This window comes from Trichocoleus sp. FACHB-591, assembly GCF_014695845.1.
Lineage (GTDB): Bacteria > Cyanobacteriota > Cyanobacteriia > FACHB-46 > FACHB-46 > Trichocoleus.
Map to the genome: position 1 here is coordinate 131,841 of NZ_JACJPA010000121.1, position 16,782 is coordinate 148,622.

Sequence of the window (16,782 nt, forward strand, 5' to 3'; positions counted from 1 at the left end):
TGCCGAATGCTTCACCCCTACGGTCTAAATAGGCAACTCTTGATGGTTTCTACGACAGACTGTGAAAGGGTAGGCAAATCATATCCACCTTCTAACCCAAAAATAATTTTTGAAGTTACTTCTAAACAGTATTGTGTGAAGATGCCGTAGTCTTCTGGCTTAAGTGAAATGCCAGATAAGGGATCAGCATGGTTGGCATCGTAACCAGCACTGACAATTAGCAAATCAGGCTGAAAACTGCCGAGAAACGGCAGAACTTTTTCCTCGAACAACGGTTGGTAGCTTGCCATTGTGCTACCCATCGGCATCGGCAAATTCAATACATTATTATGCAAACCGCGTTCCGTCGCTAAGCCTGTACCAGGGTAATTGGGAGACTCATGCAGCGAACAATAAGCAATTTGAGGATGCTTTTCCACGATCGCCTGAGTGCCGTTGCCGTGATGCACATCCCAATCCAAAATCGCCACGCGATTGATACCTGGTTGCTCTAGGGCGTAATAAGCCGCGATCGCCGCATTGGAAAACAAACAAAAACCCATCCCACAATCACTCAAGGCGTGGTGTCCTGGTGGACGAGCTAGCACAAACGCAGGATTGCCAGTTTGCAGCACTTGATCTACGCCATCCAACCAAGCGCTGACGGCAAGTAAAGCCACATCATAGCTGCGTGGGGAAACCGGAGTATCGGGGTCTAAGTACCCGCCGCCTCGTTGGGCTAATTGCTGAATTTGCTCAATGTAAGTGGGCGGATGCACTCGACCTAAATCAGTCATGATCGGGCGTTGGTTAACAGGGGTGGGCGATCGCCACTGCAACTGGTCGGCCCAAGTTGCTGCCTTGAGCGCAGCCACTATACTCGTTAATCGTTCCGGTCGCTCTGGATGGAAACGCCCTGTTTTGTGTTCCAAAAACTCATCTGAGTAAATTACCGCCAGCATCTTCACCCCACCGCACGCTACTTCCCGATTTTACTGAATCAGGATTTGGCCGATGGAAGCCGCTGTGATTTCTTGTTCCTTTCCTGCTGGGAGAGCACTGGGGAGAGGGCGATCGCAAGCCTAACTGGGGTCATGCTCACATATCACAGAAACCAGGAAACATCAAGATGTGTTAAAATTTAGAGAGTATTTGGCAGTTATTGAGCAGTCTATCGGCATTTTTTGGGCTTTTTTTCTCTTTAATTGCCAAAATTCTGCATTTTTGGAGTTTTTTTCACTGTATGAGCACCTCCCCAGAGCGGATTGTTCCAACGGATCTGCGGAACGAAATGTCCCGGTCCTACCTGGAATACGCAATGAGCGTGATTGTAGGTCGGGCACTGCCAGATGCGAGGGATGGTCTGAAACCCGTTCATCGTCGAATTCTCTATGCCATGCATGAGCTGGGGCTAACCGCAGACCGCCCCTTCCGTAAATGTGCTCGTGTGGTTGGGGAAGTGCTAGGTAAGTACCACCCTCACGGCGATACAGCCGTTTACGATGCCCTAGTTCGCATGGCCCAAGACTTTTCCATGCGTGCTCCCCTGATTAACGGGCACGGCAACTTTGGCTCTATCGACAACGACCCCCCCGCAGCCATGCGATACACCGAGTGTCGCTTGCAATCGCTCACGATGAATGCCCTCCTGCGGGACATTGAGTCGGACACCGTTGACTTTGGTGATAACTTCGATGGCTCCCAGCAAGAACCCTTGGTCTTGCCAGCGCAGATTCCCCAACTGCTGCTGAATGGCTCTTCTGGCATCGCGGTTGGAATGGCAACTAACATTCCTCCCCACAACCTCGGAGAGCTAATTGATGGCTTAACCGCCTTAATTCAAAATCCCGAGTTGAGCGATGCCGAACTCATCCGCCTGATTCCTGGCCCCGACTTCCCCACGGGAGGGCAAGTCCTAGGAACAACGGGGATTCGCGAAGCTTACATGACAGGTCGTGGCTCCATCACCATGCGGGGTGTGGCCAGCATTGAGACGATTGAGCATCGAGGTCGTCCCGATCGCGAAGCAATTATTATTACCGAACTGCCCTACCAAACCAACAAGGCAGCGCTGATCGAAAAGATCGCGGAAATGGTTAACGAAAAGCGCTTGGAAGGCATTTCTGACATTCGAGATGAGAGCGATCGCGATGGCATGCGAATCGTGATCGAACTCAAGCGCGATGCTTATCCTCGTGTCGTGCTGAACAACCTCTACAAGCAAACGCCAATCCAGGCGAACTTTGGGGTGAACACACTGGCGCTGGTGAATGGTGAACCCCAAACCCTATCCCTGAAGCAGTGTCTCCAAGTCTTCCTCGACTTCCGGATTGAGACGATTATTCGGCGCACTCGCTATGAGTTGCGGAAGGCAGAAGAGCGTGATCATTTGTTGCAAGGTCTCTTGATTGCGCTGACCAATCTAGATGCCATTATTAACTTGATTCGGCATGCGGCAGATGCGCCCACCGCAAAGCAAGAGTTGATCAACATCTACGGTCTCTCCGAAGCGCAATCGGATGCCATCTTGCAAATGCAACTGCGTCGCTTAACGGCGCTAGAAGCAGAAAAAATTCAGCAAGAGCATGATGATTTGCAAGCACAAATTGCCAACTTGCAAGATATTCTGGCTCGGCGAGAACGAATTTTAGAAATTATTTGCACTGAAGTCACTCAGCTTAAAGCGACTCATGCAACACCTCGCCGCACTGTGATTGAGCAGGCAGAAGGTGAAATTGGGGATATAGACCTGATTGCCAACGAAAAAGCTCTGATTCTGCTCACTGAACAGGGCTACATCAAACGCATGCCCATCAACACTTTTGAAGCTCAAAGCCGAGCCACCAGAGGTAAAGCAGGCACCCGGATGAAGGAAGATGATGGCGTGGAGCACTTCATCACCTGCTGCGACCACGATAGCGTCTTGTTCTTTAGCGATCGCGGCGTGGTTTATTGCCTCAAGGCTTACCAAATCCCAATTGGGTCGCGAACTTCTCGCGGGATGCCCGTGGTGCAAATGCTGCCCATTCCCAGAAACGAGAAGATCACCTCTATCGTCCCAGTTTCGGAATTTAGCAGCGATGAATACTTGGTGATGCTAACTTGTGGCGGCTTCGTCAAGAAGACAGCACTCTCTGCCTTCAGCAACATTCGCACCAATGGCTTAATTGCTATTTCCCTAGAAGAAGGCGATCAACTGCGTTGGGTACGCCGTGCCCGCGTGGAAGACAGCATCATTATCGGCTCTAGCCAAGGCATGGCGATTCACTTCCGAGCTGACAATGACCAACTGCGTCCGTTGGGCCGAGCTACCCGTGGAGTCAAATCTATGAATCTACGCTCTGGTGATCAGCTGATCAGTATGGACATCTTGCCTGCTAGTGTCGTTGCCAATATTGCTTCCGGCCCTGAAGTGGAGGAAGAAGAGGAACTAGAAGCAGAAGAGGCAGTCCTCGCAGAAACCCAAGGTCCGTGGGTGCTCGTAGTGACTAGTTCAGGCTACGGCAAGCGGGTGCCTGTATCTCAGTTCCGATTGCAAAATCGAGCAGGCAAAGGCACGATCGCGACGAAGTTTAAGTCTCGTCGTGCGGCTGACAAACTGGTGGCCCTACGGGTCGTCAACGAAGAAGACGAACTGATGATTATTACCAGCCGTGGCATCATCATTCGCCAAGCGATCAAGGCTATTTCTTCGCAGTCACGGGCAGCCACAGGAGTGCGAGTGCAGCGACTAGATGAAGATGACGCGATCGCCGCAGTGGCCTTAGTACCCCCTTCGGCTGAAGGCACGGATGAAGAAATCGAAGAGTAAATCCTGACAGCAGGAAGTATTCAATTTTTCATTAGTAGGGGCGGGTCTTGGACCTGCCCTTCTTTATTGCTTGGCTGATATATCTTGCAAGAAATCTAGGCTAAACCCGCCCACTCCCACTAATTCAACGTAACGACCAGCCAACTCGGGTTGATTAGCGATCGCCTCATCACCCCCAGCCTCCCCTGGATAGCGCAAATGCACCTGTAAATAACGCTCTGGCAGATAAGGCAACCGCTCGGCCCACTCGATCGCCATGATACCTAGAGGGTAATCGGCCCCCTCCCAGTAACTCTCCAAATTGAGCTCGGTAACCTCGGTCGGCTGCAAACGGTACAAATCCAAGTGGTAGAGCGGCAACCGACCTTCCATGTACTCGTTAATCAGGGTAAAGGTAGGACTATCAATGGCTTCTAGAATCCCTAACCCTGCTCCTAAACCTTGGACCAAAGTCGTCTTGCCGCTGCCTAGATCACCTTCTAAGAGGAGAGTGCTACCAGCAGGCAAGGTTTGCCCTAGCATCAGACCAAGCGATCGCGTGGCTGCGGCATCTGGAAGGATTAACGTCAGAGACTCAACTGCCATGAGAACCCACTCACTTCAAAGCGCTACAAACTGTGAGTGCGAGTGTACCAACGAAACAGGATTTGAGCCAATCGTTGAGAGTTATGCCGCACGAGTCCAGTGCGTTCATCTTCGTCCATGACATTGGCCAGGACAATGCGACAGCCCAGCAGTTTTACAGTTTGGCGATCGAGTTCAACCGGATTCGAGTCTTCTTGAGCGTAGCGAATCAGGGCTTTAGCCGAAGGAATCTTGCTTTGCACCAGCACCGCATCAAACAGCCGTTGTCCGCAAGCCGCATCAATCGCCTGAATGTGATCGGATACGCTGTAACCCTGTGTTTCACCCGGTTGCGTCATGATGTTGCAGACATAAATCCGGGGGACTTTGCGTTGAGCGATCGCCTCAGCAATTTCAGGAACCAGCAAATTGGGAATGACGCTGGTGTAGAGGCTACCCGGTCCAATAATGATGTAGTCTGCTTCCCGAATGGCTTGCAATACGCGGGGTAAAGCGGGAGGATTTTCTGGCGTGCAGCCGATTTTGACGATGCTGCCTTGAGCGGCGGTAATGCTAGATTCGCCCTCAATGCGGCGACCATCGGCTAACTCAGCCCATAGGCGCACATCACTCAGAGTGGCAGGCAAGACTCGGCCCCGTACTGCCAAAACTTCAGAACTAGCAGCGATCGCTTGCTCTAAGTTCCCCGTGATGTCATTCATCGCCGTTAAGAACAGGTTGCCAAAGCTGTGTCCTGTTAACCCATCGCCAGCCCGAAACCGATACTGAAATAGCTCCGTCACCAATCGTTCTTCATCGGCTAAAGCAGCAAGGCAATTGCGAATATCGCCAGGAGGCAACACCCCAATTTCCCGGCGCAACCGTCCGGAGGAACCGCCATCATCAGCCACAGTCACGATCGCAGTAATATTGGCGCTGTAAGTTTTCAAGCCTCGCAAAAGCGTCGAGAGACCTGTACCGCCCCCTACTGTAACAATCTTTGGACCGCGATTAAGACGACGGTGATTGAGCAGTACATCGACTAACTCTTCATCGCCATCTGGCATCAATACCTCGGTAATGGAGCCAAGGGTGCGGGTTTGGCCCCACAAAATCAGCAATAGACCAAAGATGATTACCAGCGGCCCGCTAATGTAGCTCGGAATAATTTCTGTAATAAATTCCAGAAAGCTCTGGACTAGCTGAATCAAGGTAAAAATTGGGGTTAGCTTAATCCAAATTGCTAAGCCCAAGCTGGTTAGTAAGACACCTCCGGCACTCAGCAGTAACCAGCGTTTCACGAGTAATCCAGGTGCCAACCACTTAAACCAACGGCTAACTCGCAAAGGCGTGCGCTGGCGCGATTCCTGCGTGAGGGCATTTAGGGCTTGTTTTAATAAACCAATTGTCATTACTGAGCGAGGAGGTAAAACATCTGGATAGGTAAATATGCAGCAACCGCTTCTGACTCTAACAGCACAACTACACTTCTAGAAGCGATTTGACTGTAGGTAGGTCCCGAAAGTTGCTACTTTGTCTTATAAGAATGGCCGCTGCAAAATCTGGTAGCCCTGAGTGGAACAAAATTAAAAAATGACTCGCTCTAGGTAGTGGAGACCGTAAGCCTGCATCAACTTGAAAACTCATACCGTTAATGCCCATAGTAGAGGCTGAACTTACAACCCCAAGGCATCGTCAATGAATCGTCGTGAAACCAATCTAAAATGCCAATTTAGGGCGCTCGCAACTTGACCTAGCCTGGAATCAAGGGGCAGGAGTTGGCTAAAGTAGAAATCTGGATTACTGAGATTGGGGTTGAAGTTAAAGGTACAAACGGCAACACGGACTTGAGCAACGCGACTAATTTTACTGACAGAACTTCCATGTGATCCTATGGCTGAGCCTCTGACAGAACTCCAAGACATCTCTAACGCGCACCCTATGGCTGAGCCATTGATTGAACTGAAAGGAGTGTCTAAAACATTTGGCAAAAATGCGGTGTTGGATAATGCAGATCTAACCATTCATCGCGGAGAAGCCCTAGCAGTGATTGGGCCTTCTGGAACTGGTAAGTCTACAATCCTCCGGATTATTGCTGGGTTGTTGGCACCGGATGCAGGGGAAATTTATGTGCAGGGGCAACGGCGAAAAGGTTTGATTGAAGACAGTGCTGACCCAATTAGTATTGGCATGGTATTTCAACAAGCAGCTTTGTTTGACTCCCTCACCGTGGAGGAGAATGTCGGGTTCTTGCTGTATGAGCATTCCAATTTGCCGCGACGCCGCATTCGGGAATTGGTCAATCAAAAACTAGAAATGGTGGGATTGGCCGGAATTGGCAGTCGCTTGCCTGCTGAGCTTTCTGGAGGCATGCGCAAGCGGGTGAGTTTTGCCCGTGCCATTATGGCAAATCCTGACAACCCGGATGGGTCGCCAGAAGTGTTGCTCTACGACGAACCCACAGCGGGACTGGACCCGATCGCCTCAACCGTGATTGAAGATTTGGTGCGTCAACTACAGTCGGTCCAAGGAGGTTGTAGCTCTTATGTCATGGTGACTCACCAAGACAGCACCATTCGCCGTACCGCTGATCGGATTGTGTTTCTCTACCAAGGTAAAGTGCAGTGGCAAGGCACCGTCAATGATATTGATACTACAGAGCACCCTTTAGTTCGACAATTTTTTAGTGGCAGTGTAGAAGGACCAATCCAAGTGATTGGTTAAGCGTTCCGAAGTGAAAATTGCTCAGGTCTACACCGATTCGATCGCAGTACCAACGAGGCATGAGGCATGCGTACCAGAACCGTTCGAGAAGGCTCAGTCGGCTTATTAATTTTGTTAGGACTGGGTCTATTTGGAGCGTTGATTCTTTGGCTCCGAGGTCTCAGTGTGGGCAATCGCACCTATCAAGTAATTGTCGAGTTTGCCAATGTAGCAGGCTTGCAGGAAGGAGCTCCGGTGCGGTATCGAGGTGTGGTAATTGGCAAAATTGAGGCGGTGCGCCCAGGACCCAATGGTGTGGATGTCTTTCTAGAGATTTCTTCATCTGATTTAGTGATTCCCAGCGACGTGATTGTCGAGGCGAATCAATCTGGCTTAATTAGTGAAACGTCAATTGATTTATCACCCCGCAAAGTTCTACCCCAAGGCGCGATCGCTGCCAAACCATTAGCCTCTAACTGCGATCCAGCGGTGATCGTCTGTGATGGCTCTCGGCTCAAAGGTCAGATTGGCATTAGCGTTGACGAACTGATTCGGGCCAGCATCCGCTTTGCTGCTTTGTACAGTGACCCCACGTTCTTTAGAAACGTCAATGCTGCTGCCAAAAATACCGCTGAAGCTGCGGTAGCGGTTTCACAGTTGTCCAAAGAAATTGCTACTTTAAGCCAATCTACCCAGCAAAACCTGAATACAGTTTCTTCCTCAGCCGTAGTTACTGCTGATGCCTTGAGCCAAGCCGCCACTCAAGTAGGCTTGACCGCAAATCAGGTCAGTGGCCTAGTCACGACCAATCGCAATACGTTAGCCGAAACTTTAGGTACGATTCGGCAGACCAGTGAGCAACTCCAGGTGGCGGTGCAAGGCTTTACGCCAGTATTGAGTCGAGTTGAGCAAAGCACTTTGTTAAACAATCTAGAGGCACTCTCCGCGAACGCGGCCCAAGCTTCGGTAAATTTGCGCGATGTTTCTCAATCTCTCAACAATCCCACCAATACACTCGTCCTCCAGCAAACCTTAGATTCGGCGCGAGCCACCTTTCAGAACGCCCAAAAAATCACCTCCGACTTGGATGAGTTAACGGGAGACCCCACCTTCCGCAACAATCTGCGAAATTTAGTCAATGGGTTGAGCGGTTTGGTGTCTTCTACCGAGCAACTTCAGCAGCAAGCCCAGCTGGCTCAGGTTTTAGCGCCTCTTTCTACCAAGGCAGATGCGCCCAGCCGACTTCATCTAGAATCTATGGCGACTGTTTCTAATGAACTTGAAGAAGATTTAAGGCGGCTGACTCAAAGTCCCGCCACGGCGCAAGAGACAGCCAAGGCTTTAGATCAAGTTGCCCTTCCCCTGGTCACTACTCCTCAGACTAAGTCGAAAGCACCGTGACTCAACATGGAATTTGGGCTGTAGCTACTTCGGGGGTGATGGCGTTTGTTGCCACTAATATAGATGACCTACTGCTACTGACCATATTTTTCTCGCAGGTTAACTCAACGTTTCGCAAGCGCCACGTGGTTTTGGGGCAGTACCTAGGTTTTACGGTGCTGATTTTAGCGAGCTTACCTGGTTTCTTAGGTGGATTGGTAATCTCCCCAGCTTGGATTGGGTTATTGGGCCTAGTGCCGATTGGCTTGGGGATCAACCAGCTTTGTCATCGTGAATCTACAGCTAGTGATGTCCAAGCGGTTAACGAGGGAGGGCTTAGCCCAAGTGATAGTCCTACTGCTGCTTCACCCGAGATAGCGGTTCCAGGAATTTGGCGGAGTTTGTTTAACCCACAAATTTATGCTGTAGCAATGACGACGATCGCGAATGGGGGTGACAACATTGGCATCTACGTACCCTTATTTGCCAGTAGCGATCGCAACCGTTTGGGGATCACACTTTTAATCTTTTTTGGCCTAATAGGACTTTGGTGTTTAATCGCACAACAGTTAACTCGTCACCCGACAATTACGAGATTAATCACCCGTTATGGTAATACATTTGTTCCAATTGTCTTGATTGGTTTGGGCATTTTTATCATGTTTGAAAGTGGCACCTTCAACTTATTTTTGCCCAATCTCTAAGTTGTGAATCGGCGGTTGATTGATGTCGAAACTCAGCAATTAACTCCAATCATCGCGTTGGGAGCCACGTCCCTTATAAACTTGAGCGATGGCATGAATATCTCTGGTTTTGGCAAACAACTCACTCTCGCTCAATTGCCACTGGGCCAAGGCTTTGTCGAGGTCTGCTTGGATATCTCGGGCACCAGGGAAGCCTTTGTAGCGGATGCGCAGCCGCGCTAGCTCTACCAAGTTATAGTCGTTGGCTTCTGCTCCTAGGAGGCTGTTGATCAGTTGGCGATCGCGACCCCATAGGGGGTGTTGCTGGTCTTTGTTTTCTGAGGATGACGCCATAAGGTTGTGAAGTGGATTGCGAAGAGCTTTAACGGATACTCTGAAAATCTTCCTTGAGATTTATTTGAAATTCCAATTAAAGAGTAGACTGAGCAATTGCATATTTATACTTCGTAATTTTGTTGACTTTAGAAGCCAAACTGAAAAGTGGGAAAACTAAAACCGTTCTAGTGAATTGATGGGAAGTAATGAGGCTAAGATAACAGCAATTCTGTTGCTAAGCCCTAATTCAGAACTCTACTAAGAATCTATCCGAAAACCTCTGGTTTTAGATTGTTAAACCTGGATAGCGGTGGCGGACAGGTCCTAAGAGGTCAGTAGAGTTCTGATGGCTGATGAGTGTGAGTGTATGAATTTAATTTGGCGGTACGAAACTGCTCAAATTTTGCCGCGTTGCTGCTTTAGGAGTGAGGTCTATGGCTGTTGGTCTAAAATCTAGAATTCCCCCTCGGCGTTTGCCCCCCAGTCAAATCAGTCAAACTAGTCAAACCGCGATTTATTCGAGCGGGACAAAAGTTACCCCGATTACGAAACTACAGCCAACCGTTGCTCCTCGTCGGGTTCAGTCTACTAATGTTAAGCGCCTACCCAACAATCGCCAGCTACCTCTGTGGTTGCGATCGCTGATTGGAGCCCAGCGCAGTTTGTCAATTTTGACTGGAACCCTCTCGATTGCTGTGCTCTCTGTGTATGGCCAAACAGTATACTCGCAGCAACTTTGGAGTCAGGAATACCGTAACCTAGAAAACTTGCAGCGTAATGAGCGCCAGTTGACAGCAGCTAGCGAAGTACTGAAAAATCAAATTGCCCAACAGGCAGAAACGACTAGAGCAGGACTAGTACCTTCTAACCCAGCGAATACTATCTTCTTGCAACCTGCGCCTCAGCGGCCTGCCCCTGCCCCTACGCCGATCGCGCCAGCGGATGCAAAGCCTACAACATTTTCGCCGCTGGGCTATTAGCAGCGATTTGTAGCCTCTTCCCTGACTGTGCTGTCCTGCTAATGTGTTGGATTTATGGCCTCTTCTGTTCCTCCTTCCACCCCCAACTCTCCTCAAGCTCGCCCTTTGAAAGCGGTAGATGAGTCTTGGCAAAATGAAGTAGGTGCTTTAGGTCCTCTTCCCCCTATTCATGCCCAGCCGTCTCCCTGGCGTTTGGTGCTGGTGTGGATTGTGTTGATGACGGGTGGCTTGGGGTTAGTCGCAAATCTATTTCGCCTCCAGGTGGTTGAGGCTGAGAAGCTGAAGGTTCGGGCGCAAGATCAACAAATGATTTATTTGCGGCCCTTTGTGCCTCGTCGTCCCATTGTGGATCGCGGTGGTAATGTCTTAGCGATCGACCAACCGGTTTACACGCTCTACGCCCATCCCCGCTTATTTAGTGAGACCAAAGAGGCGATCGCTGCCAAGTTGTCTCCTTTACTCAAGCGATCGACGGCTAAATTAATTCAACAATTCAATCGAGCTGATAGCGGCATCCAGGTAGAGTACTCCCTGACTGAAGATATCGCCGATCAGATTAAAGATTTGCAGATTGATGGCGTTGAGATGATTCGTCACCAGCAGCGGCTCTATCCGCAACAGAACTTATTTGCTGATGTGGTTGGCTATGTCAATCTCGATCGCAAGGGTCAAGCGGGGGTGGAATATAGTCAGCAAAAATTATTGGAGCGCTCTGTCCAAGCTGTTCGCCTTAGCCGCACTGGGAGCGGAGCTTTAATTCCTGACCAAGTCCCTGGCGGTTTTCTCCATGTTGATGATCTGCGGCTGCAACTTACTCTAGATAGTCGCTTGCAGCGTGCCGCTCGGTTTGCGCTTCAGCAGCAAATCAAGCAGTTTAATGGCAAGCGGGGCAGCGTCATTGTCATGGATGCGCGGGATGGCTCTTTACTCTCGTTTGTCTCTGAGCCTTCCTATGACCCCAACCAGTACTTCAAGTTCAATGTAGAGCTGTTTAAGAACTGGGCGCTGACCGACCTGTACGAACCTGGGTCTACCTTCAAACCGTTGAATGTGGCGATCGCCTTAGAATCAGGGGCGATTCAACCCAACAGTGTATTTAATGACGAAGGCCAAATTTATGTGGATGGTTGGCCGATCGCGGACTATGACTTCGACTATGTGGGAGCAAGAGGGCCACTGTCGATCGCGCAAATTCTGCAACACTCCAGCAACGTGGGCATGGTGCATATTGTGCAGCAGATGCCACCGGATGTTTACTATAGCTGGTTGCAGCGCTTAGGTTTGGGACAAACCGTTGGCATTGATTTACCGTTTGAAATTGCGGGATCTCTGAAGAAGCGATCGCAGTTTGTTAGCTCACCGATTGAGCCAGCCACGACTTCTTTTGGTCAAGGATTTTCTCTCACTCCCATCCAGTTAGTACAGCTACACGGAGCCTTGGCTAACGGTGGCAAATTAGTCACTCCTCACCTAGTGCGTGGCTTGTTCAACACGGATGGACAACCTTATTGGCAACCCTCTTTACCTCCACCGCAGCAAATCTTCTCGCCCCAAACGACGCGATCGGTACTAGCCATGATGGAGTCGGTAGTGGCTCAGGGCACGGGTAAATCTGCTCAGATTCCTGGTTATCGCATTGCAGGTAAGACAGGAACCGCGCAAAAAGCGAATCCAAACGGTGGCTATCATGAGTACGCTAAAATCACTAGCTTTGTAGGCATTTTTCCCGTCGAAGCCCCACGCTATGTGGTTGTAGCTGTGATCGATGAACCGCAGGGGGATGATGCTTTTGGCTCGACGGTGGCAGCGCCTATCGTAAAAGCAGTGATGGAAGCCTTGATTACCATTGAACGGATTCCGCCCAGTCAGCCTGTGGCGAATCAGCCTTGGAATACACCGAGCGCGCCAACATCGCCAGCCACTCCTCCCGCCTGGAACACGCCTACTCCTCCCAGTCCCGCTATCCCGCCGCAACCAACTCGCTAGTCAGAGGTTTTGTAGCCTTACCTTGGCACTTCAGAGCATAGTGTTTTCTTCGTTGGGAAGGGCGCTGTGGGAGTGCTTGCTCTTTCTGTAAGCGGGAGTTTGTAAGCTCTCCACACAGCGATCGCCCCTGATCTGAGTCACCTTTTACGGATTAAACTGTGGTTCGCATTTGGCTTTGCTGGAGTTGTTCCCAAAGTTGCTCGAAGCTGGTTGCAGGCTCTTTGCAACTCAACCCCTGACACACCAAGCCAATGGTGGCTGCGGGTAAATTGGCTTCCGGTAGATAAACGGCTGTGGGTAGATACTGGAGGGCAAGCTGATCCAGCCGATCGCTTGTGGTTCGCACTAAGGTTTGGTTGCGGTACCAGTCGAGGGCGACAAACAAACTGGGGCAAGCTTGAGGAGCACTTTCCATAATGCTGCTAAAGGCTTGTAGTCCTTGCTCAGCCCGATCCAGATACGTCAAGTTTTCAGTTAATAGCGCGAGGCGAATCAGGTTAGCGATCGCCATACCGTTGGCCGCAGGCGTAGCATTGTCGGCGTAACTGCGCTCTCGCACCAACAGGTCTTGGCTGGCATCGCTGGCTGTGTTGTAATAGCCACCTAGTTCGCTACTCCAGAGGCGATCATCAAATTCTTGCTGCACTTGCACAGCAGCTTCTAACCAACCCTGAGGATCATGGCTTGGTGTTGCCTCACTGAGATGCGCTTGATGGAGGTCTAGCAACGCCTTGATAAAGAGGGCATAGTCCTCCGCTTGAGCAGGGACATGAGGTTGCCCGTCGTAGTTGAGGCGATGGAAGCGTCCTTCGGCCCATTGCTGTTGGCGAATAAAATTGGCTGCCTGAGTTGCCAGTTGCAAATATTCGGGTTGATTAAACACCGTGGCTGCACGCGCTAATCCTGAAATCATCAAGCTGTTCCAAGCGGCGATCATCTTGGTATCGGTGACCGCAGGAATTCGACCGGGCCAGTCCTGGATTTTGGCTTCCTGGTTATTGCGGGCGGGCCGAAAGGTGGTGAGCGATCGCGGATCGGCTCCGTAGCGTACTTGAAACAGTTTGACGAGAGCGGCTTCTACCGTGTCGCTTAGTGCTCCGGGTTGGCGACGCTGCAACACATTCTGGCCCTCGAAGTTCCCGTTGCGTGTCACGGTAAACTGCTGAGTTAGTTCAGCAAGTTCCTCCGCGCTCAGGAGTTGTTCTAGTTCGTTGTAGCTCCACACATAGAACGCGCCTTCTTCGGGTTCCACCTCATCTGGGGTAGTAAAGCTATCGGCATCCTGAGCCGCATAGAAGTAACCTTGAGGTGCGGTCATTTCTCGCTTCAACCATTGCACTGTGCCCGCGATCGCCCGTTCAAAGGCAGGCTCGTGCATCCCCGCACTCCATAAATTCGCCAAATATTCCACGATTTGCCCGTTGTCGTAGAGCATCTTTTCAAAGTGAGGTACAGTCCATGTGGGGTCCACGGTGTAGCGATGGAAGCCACCCCCGACATGGTCATAAATCCCACCGAGAGCTAAGTTCAAACCGCGCTTGGTGCAACTTTCGGTGGCGTCGTACTTCAAGTGGTCTTGAAACCGCACGGCGTGCAGTGCCATATCCGCATAAGGAATCATTGGGAAGCTGGGGCCGTGTCCCTCCGAAGTGAGGACACCTGTGTTGTACTCCAAACCTTGCTGCAATAACTCGTCATTCAATTCTTGCCCTGGATTCAACAAGGCAGAACTTTGCAGATGCCCCAATAGTTCTTCTTTGAGCGATCGCACCTTCTCCGGTTCGTGGTCGTAGTAACGACGGATCGCTTGCAACACTTGCATAAATCCCGGTCGTCCATAGCGCGCTTCGAGGGGGAAGTAGGTGCCACCATAAAAGGGGATGAGGTCGTCGGGAGCCAGAAACACATTTAGGGGCCAGCCGCCTTGCCCAGTCATCATCTGCACCGTTTGCATATAGATGCTGTCGAGGTCTGGGCGTTCCTCGCGATCGACCTTGATCGGCAAGAAATTCACATTCATGTAGTCCGCGATCGCCTGGTCCGAAAAGGCTTCTCCTTCCATGACGGTGCACCAGTGGCAACTGGAGTAACCAACCGACAAAAAGATGGGTTTGTTGCCTCGCCTTGCTGTTTCCAAGGCTTCATCACACCAAGGCCACCAATCAATCGGGTTCTCAGCATGTTTCCGCAAGTAGAGGCTTTGCGCTTGAGCCAGGCGATTGGTCATAGGGGATGATTCTAGAACTCAGTAGGGGCATACCTTCGACAGTTTATCGCGCCCAAGCTGAGACGGGCTGTACCCTGCGGGCGATCGCCCGCTTAAACCGACCGTAACCCCACCAAAATCAGTTGAATCGGTAGAATGGGAAAAAATGCGTGGACAGGCAAACTGCATGATTCCTACCGTTATTGAACCCTCTGGACGTGGCGATCGCGCCTTTGACATCTACTCTCGGCTACTACGGGATCGGATCATCTTCTTGGGCACTGCCATCGACTCTGATGTTGCCAACCTAATCGTGGCTCAGTTGCTCCTGTTGGACGCAGAAGACCCAGAAAAAGACATTTACCTCTACGTCAACTCCCCCGGTGGTTCCGTTACTGCTGGTATGGGCATTTACGACACCATCAAGCACATCCGGGCCGATGTTTCTACCATCTGTCTGGGCTTGGCTGCTAGTATGGGCGCGTTTCTCCTCAGTGCAGGCACCAAGGGTAAGCGGGTCAGCCTCCCCCACTCCCGGATCATGATTCACCAACCCCTCGGTGGTGCTCAAGGTCAAGCCACTGACATCGAAATTCAGGCTAAGGAAATTCTCTACCACAAGCAACGCCTGAACGAAATGCTAGCCGAGCACACCGGACAACCCCTAGAAAAGATCATGGAAGACACCGAGCGTGACTTCTTTATGTCAGCGCAAGAGTCCAAAGAGTACGGCTTGATTGACCAAGTAATCGAGCGTCGCCCTTCTGCCCAAAGCCCGATCGCTGCGGTGAACTAACAGTGACTCTGTAGGGGCGCAACGCCTTTTGGCTGTGGCTTAAATGCTGCATTGAGCGGATGGCTATCCGCCCCTACAAAGCTTCTGCCAACTAGGAATCAAAACGGAGATTCGTTGGGGGAAGGTTGCGATCGCAAGTATTCCAGAAATTCCAACAACTCTTCATCGGTCAAATGCTGGCGCGATCGCTTGCCATAGGTCCGTTGCAGATGGGTGCGACCTTGCACGTCAGTCCAGCCCAAGCGCTTAATCTCCACACTGGTTTGGGCGATCGCTTCCGACAAATCCATCGGTTCTCGGCTAGGCTCGCGGGGTGCTGGTTCTTGAACTACCTCACGAGCTTTGACCGCACTCTTGCCATTGCGACCATTATTCAGGCTTGTAGGCTGGGCTTCCGAATGGTTAGGAATTACAGGTTCAGCGATCGCCGCCGTATCTATATCAATATCCGTATAAGAGTCAGTGTAGGTGTGATTGAATAGCTCACCGGAAAAGTCACCTGAGAAGGTGGAAGCAGGTTCCGGAACGATCGCCGGCATTTCCAGTGCTGTGCTTGCCACAGATAAAGGTCTTTGTTGCTGGGCGGAAAGCTGTTTAACCTCTTGATGGTTGCCTACATTAGCTAAACGAGTTTGGGGCGAAACCTCTGCTTCACTTTGGTGGTTCGTCATTAATTGAACCTGCACTTCATAAGCCGAAGAAGCAGTTGGTTGTGGAGGCTGCGGCGCTTGGATGCCCAACACTTCTAAAGCACGGAGTCGGGCGCGGTCTTCTGCCGCCTCAATGCTGGTAGCTACCGCCATTCCTGTGGCTAAAACATTGCCTCCCACCTGAACCGAGGCTTTGACGATGTAGTTGTCTCCGCGAATGTCTAGTAAGTCAGCCGTCAAACTTCCCATCGGGTAGCGAGCTTGAAACTGGGCCAAGGCTAATGGCTGACCACGCTGCTCAACTAGCGGTGCACCATTAGGTTGATTAACATGGCTAAGTTCAAAGCGTGGGGAATTTGCCGAACCGCTTCCATTTTTATCCCTGGGGTCATGCATCGCAGCACCGGGAGTCTGATATCGCAGGGCTAAATTAACCCCAAACACGTCCATTTTATGCGTGGTTTGCCTCAATTGCACCTTAACTTTATCTGGGTAAACTAAGTGAGTGGGTTGATTAACGTCAGGGGTTTTCTGGGAGAACTTTTGACTTGCGATTTCGATCGCACCCATTCACCGATCTGTCTGGGTGGTTTAGTGTAACCTGCCAGAGGGATGGCTGAATAGAGGGTGGTGGGTGGAACCAAATCTTTAACCCAACTGGATTACGACAGCAGATCGAGTTAAGCGCTAAGCTAAAAGAATAAGCAA

13 protein-coding genes are annotated in these 16,782 nt (G+C 50.8%); 7 read left to right on the plus strand and 6 right to left on the minus strand.

Annotated elements, in window-relative coordinates; genetic code table 11:
* Window positions 1–17: 17 nt before the first annotated feature.
* Window positions 18–941, minus strand: a complete 924-nt coding sequence (locus tag H6F90_RS28310) for a histone deacetylase (protein WP_190555309.1) — start codon at window positions 939–941, stop codon at window positions 18–20.
* A 281-nt stretch (window positions 942–1,222) separates the two neighbouring features.
* Here H6F90_RS28310 and gyrA point away from each other — a divergent pair, with 281 nt between their 5' ends.
* On the plus strand, window positions 1,223–3,790 hold the full coding sequence (gyrA, locus tag H6F90_RS28315) for a DNA topoisomerase (ATP-hydrolyzing) subunit A (RefSeq protein WP_190555310.1): 2,568 nt from the start codon (window positions 1,223–1,225) through the stop codon (window positions 3,788–3,790).
* A gap of 63 nt (window positions 3,791–3,853) precedes the next feature.
* Here the strand turns inward: gyrA and tsaE are convergent, their stop codons facing one another.
* Both tsaE and yvcK read right to left on the minus strand, forming a co-directional pair.
* Window positions 3,854–4,375 carry a tRNA (adenosine(37)-N6)-threonylcarbamoyltransferase complex ATPase subunit type 1 TsaE gene (tsaE, locus tag H6F90_RS28320; RefSeq protein WP_190555311.1) on the minus strand — a complete coding sequence of 174 codons (522 nt, stop codon included), beginning with the start codon at window positions 4,373–4,375 and terminating at the stop codon, window positions 3,854–3,856.
* A gap of 23 nt (window positions 4,376–4,398) precedes the next feature.
* A complete protein-coding gene (yvcK, locus tag H6F90_RS28325) occupies window positions 4,399–5,766 on the minus strand; it encodes a gluconeogenesis factor YvcK family protein (protein ID WP_190438105.1) in 1,368 nt (455 codons plus the stop codon).
* Window positions 5,767–6,247: 481 nt separating this feature from the next.
* Between yvcK and H6F90_RS28330 the strand changes: the two genes are divergently transcribed.
* From H6F90_RS28330 to H6F90_RS28340, 3 genes are all read left to right on the plus strand, one after another.
* Entirely contained in the window at window positions 6,248–7,078 is an 831-nt protein-coding gene (locus H6F90_RS28330; protein WP_370588117.1) for an ABC transporter ATP-binding protein, read from the plus strand.
* A 66-nt stretch (window positions 7,079–7,144) separates the two neighbouring features.
* On the plus strand, window positions 7,145–8,458 hold the full coding sequence (locus tag H6F90_RS28335) for an MlaD family protein (RefSeq protein WP_190555312.1): 1,314 nt from the start codon (window positions 7,145–7,147) through the stop codon (window positions 8,456–8,458).
* Complete coding sequence (locus H6F90_RS28340) at window positions 8,455–9,141, plus strand: cadmium resistance transporter (protein ID WP_370588118.1); 687 nt, start codon at window positions 8,455–8,457, stop codon at window positions 9,139–9,141. Before H6F90_RS28335 ends, H6F90_RS28340 begins: the two co-directional genes overlap by 4 nt.
* A gap of 39 nt (window positions 9,142–9,180) precedes the next feature.
* Here the strand turns inward: H6F90_RS28340 and H6F90_RS28345 are convergent, their stop codons facing one another.
* Complete coding sequence (locus H6F90_RS28345) at window positions 9,181–9,474, minus strand: DUF3288 family protein (RefSeq protein ID WP_190555313.1); 294 nt, start codon at window positions 9,472–9,474, stop codon at window positions 9,181–9,183.
* A 416-nt stretch (window positions 9,475–9,890) separates the two neighbouring features.
* Here H6F90_RS28345 and H6F90_RS28350 point away from each other — a divergent pair, with 416 nt between their 5' ends.
* Window positions 9,891–10,436, plus strand: a complete 546-nt coding sequence (locus H6F90_RS28350) for a hypothetical protein (protein WP_190555314.1) — start codon at window positions 9,891–9,893, stop codon at window positions 10,434–10,436.
* Window positions 10,437–10,490: 54 nt separating this feature from the next.
* Window positions 10,491–12,422 carry a penicillin-binding protein 2 gene (locus H6F90_RS28355; protein ID WP_190555315.1) on the plus strand — a complete coding sequence of 644 codons (1,932 nt, stop codon included), beginning with the start codon at window positions 10,491–10,493 and terminating at the stop codon, window positions 12,420–12,422.
* A gap of 151 nt (window positions 12,423–12,573) precedes the next feature.
* Here H6F90_RS28355 and H6F90_RS28360 read toward each other — a convergent pair whose 3' ends face one another.
* Window positions 12,574–14,649 carry a thioredoxin domain-containing protein gene (locus tag H6F90_RS28360; protein ID WP_190555316.1) on the minus strand — a complete coding sequence of 692 codons (2,076 nt, stop codon included), beginning with the start codon at window positions 14,647–14,649 and terminating at the stop codon, window positions 12,574–12,576.
* A 145-nt stretch (window positions 14,650–14,794) separates the two neighbouring features.
* Between H6F90_RS28360 and clpP the strand changes: the two genes are divergently transcribed.
* On the plus strand, window positions 14,795–15,424 hold the full coding sequence (clpP, locus tag H6F90_RS28365) for an ATP-dependent Clp endopeptidase proteolytic subunit ClpP (protein WP_190555317.1): 630 nt from the start codon (window positions 14,795–14,797) through the stop codon (window positions 15,422–15,424).
* A gap of 98 nt (window positions 15,425–15,522) precedes the next feature.
* Here clpP and H6F90_RS28370 read toward each other — a convergent pair whose 3' ends face one another.
* Window positions 15,523–16,644, minus strand: coding sequence for a hypothetical protein (locus H6F90_RS28370; RefSeq protein WP_190555318.1), 1,122 nt, complete (start codon window positions 16,642–16,644; stop codon window positions 15,523–15,525).
* Window positions 16,645–16,782: the final 138 nt, after the last annotated feature.

Bases quoted from the DNA above. Each gene is read 5' to 3' on its own strand.
- H6F90_RS28355 (WP_190555315.1), top strand. From the start codon at position 10,491: ATGGCCTCTTCTGTTCCTCCTTCCACCCCCAACTCTCCTCAAGCTCGC.
- clpP (WP_190555317.1), top strand. From the start codon at position 14,795: ATGCGTGGACAGGCAAACTGCATGATTCCTACCGTTATTGAACCCTCT.
- H6F90_RS28330 (WP_370588117.1), top strand. From the start codon at position 6,248: ATGGCTGAGCCTCTGACAGAACTCCAAGACATCTCTAACGCGCACCCT.
- H6F90_RS28345 (WP_190555313.1), bottom strand. From the start codon at position 9,474: ATGGCGTCATCCTCAGAAAACAAAGACCAGCAACACCCCCTATGGGGT.
- gyrA (WP_190555310.1), top strand. From the start codon at position 1,223: ATGAGCACCTCCCCAGAGCGGATTGTTCCAACGGATCTGCGGAACGAA.
- H6F90_RS28360 (WP_190555316.1), bottom strand. From the start codon at position 14,649: ATGACCAATCGCCTGGCTCAAGCGCAAAGCCTCTACTTGCGGAAACAT.
- H6F90_RS28310 (WP_190555309.1), bottom strand. From the start codon at position 941: ATGCTGGCGGTAATTTACTCAGATGAGTTTTTGGAACACAAAACAGGG.
- yvcK (WP_190438105.1), bottom strand. From the start codon at position 5,766: ATGACAATTGGTTTATTAAAACAAGCCCTAAATGCCCTCACGCAGGAA.
- H6F90_RS28370 (WP_190555318.1), bottom strand. From the start codon at position 16,644: ATGGGTGCGATCGAAATCGCAAGTCAAAAGTTCTCCCAGAAAACCCCT.
- H6F90_RS28335 (WP_190555312.1), top strand. From the start codon at position 7,145: ATGCGTACCAGAACCGTTCGAGAAGGCTCAGTCGGCTTATTAATTTTG.
- tsaE (WP_190555311.1), bottom strand. From the start codon at position 4,375: ATGGCAGTTGAGTCTCTGACGTTAATCCTTCCAGATGCCGCAGCCACG.
- H6F90_RS28350 (WP_190555314.1), top strand. From the start codon at position 9,891: ATGGCTGTTGGTCTAAAATCTAGAATTCCCCCTCGGCGTTTGCCCCCC.